Source organism: Spirulina sp. CCY15215 (assembly GCF_016888125.1).
Lineage (GTDB): Bacteria > Cyanobacteriota > Cyanobacteriia > Cyanobacteriales > Spirulinaceae > CCY15215.
In genome coordinates, this window is record NZ_JACSWA010000442.1 from 1 (window position 1) to 8,929 (window position 8,929).

Annotated in this window: 7 protein-coding genes and 1 pseudogene; 3 read left to right on the plus strand and 5 right to left on the minus strand. The window is 43.1% G+C overall.

The window, feature by feature from the left end; all coding sequences use genetic code 11:
- The first annotated feature begins 290 nt into the window (after positions 1-290).
- On the plus strand, positions 291-2,414 hold the full coding sequence (gene glgX / locus JUI58_RS13480; protein ID WP_204104317.1) for a glycogen debranching protein GlgX: 2,124 nt from the start codon (positions 291-293) through the stop codon (positions 2,412-2,414).
- Between the two features lie 164 nt (positions 2,415-2,578).
- Positions 2,579-2,728, plus strand: a pseudogene (locus JUI58_RS13485) (nucleotidyltransferase domain-containing protein); the annotation flags it as partial.
- Between the two features lie 12 nt (positions 2,729-2,740).
- On the opposite strand, the gene JUI58_RS13490 reads toward JUI58_RS13485, so the two are convergent.
- The 3 genes from JUI58_RS13490 to ppsA all read right to left on the minus strand — a co-directional run bounded on the left by JUI58_RS13490 (position 2,741) and on the right by ppsA (position 6,633).
- Positions 2,741-3,352: a Uma2 family endonuclease gene (locus tag JUI58_RS13490; protein ID WP_204104319.1), complete on the minus strand. Its 612-nt coding sequence runs from the start codon at positions 3,350-3,352 to the stop codon at positions 2,741-2,743.
- 58 nt (positions 3,353-3,410) lie between these two features.
- Positions 3,411-3,977 (minus strand): Uma2 family endonuclease, encoded by a 567-nt coding sequence (locus JUI58_RS13495; RefSeq protein ID WP_348539890.1) that lies wholly within the window; start codon positions 3,975-3,977, stop codon positions 3,411-3,413.
- A gap of 160 nt (positions 3,978-4,137) precedes the next feature.
- Complete coding sequence (gene ppsA, locus JUI58_RS13500) at positions 4,138-6,633, minus strand: phosphoenolpyruvate synthase (RefSeq protein WP_204104320.1); 2,496 nt, start codon at positions 6,631-6,633, stop codon at positions 4,138-4,140.
- Between the two features lie 627 nt (positions 6,634-7,260).
- Here ppsA and lepB point away from each other — a divergent pair.
- Positions 7,261-7,815, plus strand: a complete 555-nt coding sequence (gene lepB, locus JUI58_RS13505) for a signal peptidase I (RefSeq protein ID WP_204104321.1) — start codon at positions 7,261-7,263, stop codon at positions 7,813-7,815.
- On the opposite strand, the gene JUI58_RS13510 is transcribed toward lepB, so the two are convergent.
- Complete coding sequence (locus tag JUI58_RS13510; protein ID WP_204104322.1) at positions 7,760-8,512, minus strand: hypothetical protein; 753 nt, start codon at positions 8,510-8,512, stop codon at positions 7,760-7,762. The two genes, lepB and JUI58_RS13510, sit on opposite strands and share 56 nt — an antisense overlap.
- Before the next feature lie 151 nt (positions 8,513-8,663).
- Entirely contained in the window at positions 8,664-8,882 is a 219-nt protein-coding gene (locus tag JUI58_RS13515; RefSeq protein WP_204104323.1) for a hypothetical protein, read from the minus strand.
- Positions 8,883-8,929 lie beyond the last annotated feature (47 nt).

Sequence of the window (8,929 nt, forward strand, 5' to 3'; positions counted from 1 at the left end):
CAAATATTAAGGGCGCAAGCAAATATTAAGGGCGCAAGCAAATATTAAGGGCGCAAGCAAATATTAAGGGCGCAAGCAAATATTAAGGGCGCAAGCATTGCGCCCCTACGAAATTTCTGTTAATTTGAATTGGATCGAAACCATGAATCCTCGCTTTTTGAAACCCACCCTCGAACTATGATCTTTCCCACGATCGCGATCGAGGTCATCTTTTCCGAAAAGAACAATATCTTGCTAGGATTGCAAACAATGGAAATTATTAATAGACGCGATCGCAGCTTTTAGCAACTATGGATTTACAAGTTTGGCCTGGCACATCTTACCCATTAGGAGCCACCTGGGATGGACGCGGAACGAATTTTGCTCTCTTTAGCGAAAATGCTACAGCAGTAGATTTATGTTTGTTTGACGAACAAGATCGAGAAACCCGCTTGCATCTCACAGAAAAGAATAACTTTATCTGGCATGGATATGTCCCCAATATTAAACCAGGACAGCGCTACGGCTATCGCGTCTATGGCAATTTTATGCCCAATTCCGGCGATCGCTTCAATGCCAATAAATTACTCATCGATCCCTATGCTAAGGCGATCGCGGGAGATATCATCAACGCAGAGGCAATTTATGGCTATCCTTGGAAAACTTCCGCCGAAGATATGGGCTTTTCTGAGTTAGATAATGCAGAATATATGCCTAAATGTGTCGTGATTGATGAATCTTTTGACTGGGAAGGAGACGAACTTCTCCGCATTCCCATGTATCAAACAGTTATCTATGAAATACACGCGCGAGGCTTTACCAAACTGCATCCAGATATACCGGAAAAATTGCGCGGAACTTATGCAGGATTGGCACATCCTGCCGCGATCGCGCACCTAAAATCCCTCGGAATTACCGCCGTTGAATTACTCCCCATTCACCAATTTTTAGCCAACCCAGGTCATTTAGAAGAGAAGGAATTAAAGAATTATTGGGGATACGATTCGATTAATTATTTTTCTCCTTATTCTGGTTATAGTTCTAGCGGCATTTGCGGGGAACAAGTCCAAGAATTTAAGGAGATGGTAAAAGCACTGCATAAAGCCGGAATTGAAGTAATTCTAGATGTGGTTTACAACCATACAGGAGAAGGAAATCATTTCGGCCCAACTTTTTCTTTCCGAGGAATTGATAACAAGTCTTACTATCGCTTAGTGGAGGAAAAAGAGCGATATTATATGGACTTTACCGGCTGTGGTAACTCGTTGAATGTCCGCCATCCTCAAGTTTTAAAACTCATTACCGACAGTTTGCGCTATTGGGTACAAGAAATGCACGTCGATGGCTTTCGCTTCGATTTAGCTTCAGCTTTAGCGCGGGAATTATATGAAGTGAACAATTTGGCTGCATTTTTTAATATTATACATCAAGACCCCATTTTATCGACAGTAAAATTAATTGCCGAACCTTGGGATATTGGCGAAGGAGGTTATCAAATTGGTAATTTTCCTTTACTTTGGTCAGAATGGAATGGCAAATATCGCGATACGATTCGGAATTTTTGGCGAGGACAAGAGAGTAGTTTGTCTGAATTTGCTTCTCGTTTTACAGGAAGTTCTAACTTATACGCAACTAACGGACGCAAACCGAGTGCTAGTATTAATTTTATTACCGCCCATGATGGCTATACTCTCAATGATTTGGTGAGCTACAATGAACGATATAATGAAGCAAATGAGGAAGATAATAACGATGGTCATGATGATAACCGTTCCTGGAATTGTGGGGAAGAAGGGGAAACCGACGATGCGGAGATTTTGACATTGCGATCGCGTCAACGTCGTAATTTTTTGGTGACGTTAATGCTCTCTCAAGGAGTTCCCATGTTGTTAGGAGGGGACGAATTTGGGCGCACTCAACTGGGAAATAATAATGCCTATTGTCAGGATAATGAGATTTCTTGGATAGATTGGAGTTTGGCTGAAAAGAATGGAGAATTATTAGAATTTACTCGTCAATTGATTGCCTTTCATCATCAAAATCCTGTCTTTCAGCGACGCAATTGGTTTCAAGGTCGAGAAATTCATGGCTCCGGTGTTCGAGATATTACTTGGTTTGATGCTGAGGGGGAGGAAATGACAGAAAAACAGTGGCAACAAGAGTTTATCAAAACTATTGCTATTTGCTTGAATGGAGAGGAAATTGATACCCCGAGCGAGACAGGACAACGCATTATTGGTAATACTTTTCTCTTGTGTTTTAATGCTTATCACAAACCAATTGATTTTCTCCTTTCTGAAGATTTGCAAAAGTGGGAATGGCAAGTTTTAATCGATACGGCTGAGTCTCATATTATCGATTCTGGTGCCATTTATACTGAGGAAAAAATTATTCCTGTGACAGAGCGATCAATTGTCGTTTTGCGCCGCTTATAGCTTTTTTACCTAGAGGCGATCGGGTGAGTTCATCTCAGTTTGAGTGTATTATAAATCTTCTCTTGTGGGATCTCGCCTCTCCTCTCCAATTTGATATCATAGGATAAAACTACCAATGCGATCGCAGTTTTCGCCAAATACTGAAATTTTGATTATTTCCGATTATGCAACAACATGAAGCATTATCTAAATTAAAAACCCACAAAGATCGACTCAAAGAATTTGGTGTAAAATCCCTTTCTCTGTTTGGTTCAGTTGCACGAGATACAGCTAGAGAAGATAGTGATGTCGATCTTCTGGTAGAATTCGATCGCCCGACAGTAGATTTACCCTAACTGTAGTAATTGCGCGGCTGTTAAAGGTGACGCTTGACCCAATTCTGACAGCAGAGGAGAAGCGATCGCAGTATCTCCGGAAAATACAGCTTCTTCATAAAGTCCCGCCACCAAAGTTAATACGGTAATCTGTGCTTGTATCGGGTCAATAATCCAATATTCAGCAATTCCTCGGGCTTGGTACTGCGATCGCTTGTAACGATAATCTCTCTCCTCATTTTCTCGTCCTGGACTCACTACTTCTACAACTAAACGAGGAGGTGGCATATCTAACATTACAATTGAGCGACTTGCACCCTCCATAACTTGCGCTAACTCCTCCGTCAGCACGATTAAATCTGGAATTCGCACGTTTGTTCGACTTCCACTCACTGCTATTTCTATACCAATACCTAACCGATAAAACGGAATCCCCAGTTGAGCAAAATAGATCAACAAAAAAGAAGCTATACGCCGATTGATATCGCTTTCACTCGTCATTAATAATAGTCTCCCATCCTCTAATTCGTAACGAGCATCGGTACCATCATCGTAGTTGAGAAAGTCCTCTAAAGACATAATCTCAGGGGTAATTGCTTCTTGCGCGATTATTGCATTCGTCATGCTTACCGTCTCCCTCATTGGGTGATACTTTTGCATCATAGCAGAAAGAGCGCAAGCATTATCTCAACTGCAACACCTGCGCGGCTGTTAAAGGTGACGCTTGACCCAATTCTGACAGCAGAGGAGACGCGATCGCGGTATCTCCTGAAAATACTGTTTCTTCATAGAGTCCCGCCACCAAAGTTAATACGGTAATCTGTTCTTGTATGGGGTCAATAATCCAATATTCAGCAATTCCTCGGGCTTGGTACTGCGATCGCTTGTAACGATAATCTCGTTCTTCATTCTCCCGTCCCGGACTCACTACTTCTACAACTAACCGAGGAGGTGGCATATCTAGCATTACAATTGAACGAGTTGCACCCTCCATGATCTGTGCTAACTCCTCCGTCAGTACGACCAAATCTGGGAGACGTACTGTTGTTCGACTCCCACTCACTGCTATTTCTAGCCCAATTCTCAAGCAATAAAAAGAGATTCCCAATTGGGCAAAATAGATTAATAAAAAAGAAGCAATTCGTTGATTGCGATCGCCTTCACTCGTCATTAATAATAGTCTCCCGTCCTCTAATTCGTAACGAGCATCAGTACCATCATCGTAGTTGAGAAAGTCCTCTAAAGACATAATCTCAGAGGCAATTACTTCTTGTGCGATCGCTGCATTCGTCATGCTTACCGTCTCCCTCATTGGGTGATACTTTTGCATCATAGCAGAAAGAGCGCAAGCATTACCCCCGACTTGCGCCCTTAATGAGACTCAATTAAACCCAATTAAACTTTCTCAATTAACCTTTTTCGACCTCTGCAACCATGAGCAAAGTTTTCAGAACCGAATCAGGATTTAAACTCATAGAATCGATCCCCGCTTCTACTAAGAACTTAGCAAACTCGGGATAATCACTCGGAGCCTGACCGCAAATGCCGATTTTAACTCCTTTTTCTTTAGCGATCGCGATCGCCATTTTCACCATGCGTTTTACCCCTTCATTACGTTCGTCGAAAAGGTGCGCCACTAAAGCAGAGTCGCGATCCAACCCCAAGACTAACTGAGTCAAGTCGTTGGAACCAATGGAAAATCCGTCAAAGACTTCCGCAAACTCGTGCGCTAAAATGACATTGCTGGGCAGTTCGCACATCACATAGACCTGCAAACCATTTTCCCCTCGTTTCAGCCCTTGTTTGCCCATTTCTGCCAGCACTCGTTGCCCTTCTTCCGGGGTGCGACAGAAGGGAATCATCGGGATAACATTAGTTAAACCCATTTCATCCCGTACTCGCTTCATCGCCTGACATTCCAACGCAAAAGCCTCGCGATATTTGGGGTCGTAGTAGCGGGAGGCACCTCGCCAGCCGATCATTGGGTTCTCTTCATGGGGTTCAAAATCCTTACCTCCCAACAGGTTCGCGTATTCATTGCTTTTAAAATCCGACATCCGCACAATTACAGGTTTGGGATAAAATGCCGCCGCGATCGTGCCGACCCCTCGCGCTAATTTATCCACGAAGAAATCGGTTTTGTGAGTATAATTTTTGGTCAGTTTTTCGATCTCGGATTTTTCAGTGAGATCGCTTAACTCATCAAAATGGAGTAAAGCCAAAGGGTGCGCCTTAATATTATTGGCGATAATAAACTCCAATCGCGCCAAACCGACACCATCTGAGGGAATACCCGCCAAGGCAAACGCCTGTTCGGGGTTGCCGATATTCATGAGGATTTTAGTGCGGGTTTTGGGCAAATTATCCAAGGGGGTTTCGTGAATTTCAAAAGGCAATAAACCTTCGTAAATGCGCCCCTCTTCCCCTTCCGAACAAGAAACCGTTATTTCTCGTCCCGAGGCGATCTCCTCGGTTGCATCTCCACATCCCACGATCGCCGGAATGCCCATTTCGCGGGCAATAATCGCCGCGTGGCAAGTCCGTCCCCCTTGGTTAGTGACGATCGCGCTGGCTTGTTTCATAATTGGTTCCCAGTCAGGATCTGTACGATTTGTCACCAGAACTTCTCCTGGTTTAAAAAGAGCCAAACGGGACGTATCGAGAATAATATGCGCTTTTCCCTGACCGATCGCCGTTCCCACACTGCGACCCACCCCCAAAACCGCGCCGCGTTCCTTCAATTCGTAGGTTTTGAGGATATTACCCACCTTTTGAGATTGGACGGTTTCTGGGCGTGCTTGGACGATGAAGAGTTCCCCCGTGCAACCATCCTTAGCCCATTCAATATCCATCGGGGTGTTAATGCCACGAACTTGAGAATAATGTTCCTCAATTTGGATCGCCCATCGCCCTAACTGCAAGATTTCTTCATCACTTAAACAGAATTTGTCTCGTTCGGGTTCGGGAACTTCTATATTTTTGGTCAGTTTTGAACCGCCGACATCGTACACCATTTTAATCGCCTTCGTACCCAAGCGCTTTTCTAAAATGGGACGATATCCTGCTTTTAGGGTGGGTTTAAACACCAAATATTCATCGGGGTTAACGGCACCTTGTACGACATTTTCCCCCAACCCATAAGCCGCAGTAATTAAAGCAGCATTTTTAAACCCAGTTTCCGTATCGATAGAAAACATTACCCCTGAAGAAGCCAAGTCCGATCGCACCATCTTCTGGACTCCCACGGAAAGGGCGACACTAAAATGATCGAAACCGTTGCGATCGCGGTAGGAAATGGCGCGATCGGTAAACAGAGAAGCAAAACACTTATGACAGGCTTCGAGAACCCCTTTTGCTCCCCGAACATTGAGATAGGTTTCCTGCTGTCCCGCAAAACTCGCTTCTGGCAAGTCTTCCGCCGTCGCACTCGATCGCACTGCCACATCCATATCTTGGGTTTGTTCCTCGCAAAGGTCGCGATGCTCGGGTTTGAAGCGATCGTCTATCCCCGTATTACAGCCATTCTCCCGACACATTTTTTTATACGCAAGGGTGATCTCGTCTTGCAAGTGTTTGGGGAAAAGCGTATTTAGAACCATAGAACGTGCTTGTCGTCCTCGCTCTTGTAAGTTATTAATATCACTCACATCTAGATCACTAAATAAATCTCGTAAACGTGGTTCTAAGCCCGTTTCCCGAATGTAGCAACGATAGGCGTAAGACGTTGTTGCAAACCCCGTAGGAACATTGATTCCTTTCGGTTGTAGCTGTTGAATCATTTCACCGAGAGAGGAGTTTTTTCCCCCAACCAAATTGACATCCTCGCTCCTCACTTCGTTAAACCAGAGAATAAAGGTATTCTCTCTCGTGGTTTGGGTTGGGCGCTCTAAGTTTGCTTGTACCATATTCGTCTCCTCGATAATTAAACTCAATGCCAAAAACAATCTGCCAAAAACAATCTGGGCGATTGAATCATCAAATTTGATGACTTTTTTAATGACTTTTAAACCCAAGTTACTCTTTATTAAATCAAAGTAAGCTAGGAAGAAAACTAAGGAAATCAGCCAAGGCACTATTTTATTAACAAAGTAATTGCTAAAACAACTTTATTGTTGTACAATGCCTAAGATTGCGATTTTCTACGAAAAACCACTTATCTTGATATGAAAGGGATTAGAGGATCGAGATATATTCTCGAAATTTACTTAAAGTTTCACCTTGGAATTACCAAGAAATGTATTTTTCATAACAGTTTTATTTTAATCCTTTCCGATCTATTTTAGGGTGATACGTTGAATTTATTTACTTTTAATCTTTTTTGGAAAAAGTTTTGTTAATATATATATATTAATGTTAAAAATCTTGTTTTCTTCAACAAAAACCCTCTTACTTTTCCTTTGCTCTCTGTAGGGTTGCAGGCGATCGCCTTAACAGGGTCTTTGGTCACTGGATTTGATATCATATCTAGCATGAGCCTTCTGGCAACATTTAGGTAAAATCGAAAGGCGCAAGAGGATTTAATCAAGAATTGCATGGCTGATAAAAAGATAAACATTTGGGCAGAAAGCGCAATGCTGGTAGGCGTTAGCGTTGGGTTAGCGTTAATGATTCGTACCTTCATTGCCGAAGCCCGCTATATTCCTTCTAAATCAATGTTGCCCACCTTAGAAGTGGGCGATCGCCTTGTCATCGAAAAAATCACCTATCTTTTCCGCAAACCCCAGCGCGGGGATGTTATCGTTTTCACCCCCCCCGATAATGCCATTCGCTGTAACCCTTCTCAACCCCAAGCCCTGCCCATTAAAGATGCCTACATCAAGCGCGTGATCGGCGTACCTGGAGACACAGTAGAGGTAAAAAACGATCGGGTTTTTGTTAACGGTCATCCCTTAGCAGAAGACTATATTAACGACGTGCCTCAATATAGATTTCCCTCCGTCACCGTCCCCAAAGACCGCTATCTTGTTTTAGGAGACAATCGTAATGAGTCCTGTGATTCCCATGTCTGGGGCTTTGTGGAAGCAGAAAAGATTATCGGTCATGCGGGGTTTCGTTTCTTTCCCTTAAATCGTTTGGGGGAAATTTAGCTTTATTTGGCGATCGCACCGAAGATTTACCCCTCGCCCCCAACCACAAAAGTAAACCAAAAAAGCAGACAAAAGAAATAAAAACCTTCAGAAATTCAAAAATTCCCAACCAGAAAACACCCCAAGGTAACATCATGCGACCGGTAGGGGACAACAAAACAAAAATAATCTGCACGATCGCAACAATGACCCCCAAACAGCCCCCTAAAAAGAGAATAATTCCCAACCACAGTTGCAGAGTTTTGCTTTTTTCTTCCCAGTTTTTAATAGCAAGGTTTTTACTCCCTAAAAAAGCAGATAAACGCGCCGAAAAGTTTTGCCAGATGTTGTTGTGAGGCAGAGTCTTCCCTATTCGTTTTGCAGGTTTTTTTTTCCTTCTCTGCCCTCTTCTCGGTATGGCAATGGGTTGAGTTAGCTTTTTTCTTGGGGAGATTTCATCGGGCAGTGTAGGCGGTAAACTATCTGCCAAGTTGAGATATTCTACCCCCAAAACTTGAGAATAATGCTGAATGAGAAGGCGTGTCTGTTTGGGCAGGGGTAACAGTCCGGTCTGTCCTCCCTCCAATGCCAGCAAAACAGCAGGATCGACTTGAAGTTGAGCCGCAAGATGATTAATAGGGCGCTTGTCGCGGTGAAACTGAAGCATGACTCCAATCAGTTTCAAGCGTTCAATTTGCTGGGGTTGCCATTGGGTCATCAGTTACAGGAGGAAAAGACTCGCATCTAAATTTATCAAAAAAATGAAATCTAATGTTCTAGAGCATAAATATTTTTACTCCTTCCCGTAGTAAAACGGAAGGAATAGGAAATATTTTTGCTTGACTGAGTGACAAAAAGCCCGATCGCCATTAAAGCCACGATCGCCGCCCCCGATAATATACCGCGATAATGTTAGTTTTAATATTATACTCAATGGCTGTAATGATTTTTGCAACTAAAATAATTGTATCGTGTCTCTCGGGGTAAGCGATCGCGGTTTCGTATTCTTCCTTTTTCATCACGGCGATCGCGGTTTCGTATTGGGAAGTTGGTGCGATCGCGAACAAAAAATCAAAAATGCTACCCATATTCTAAATCCTCTAGTTGCATCTCAACTAAATTTTTCTGAACTTTA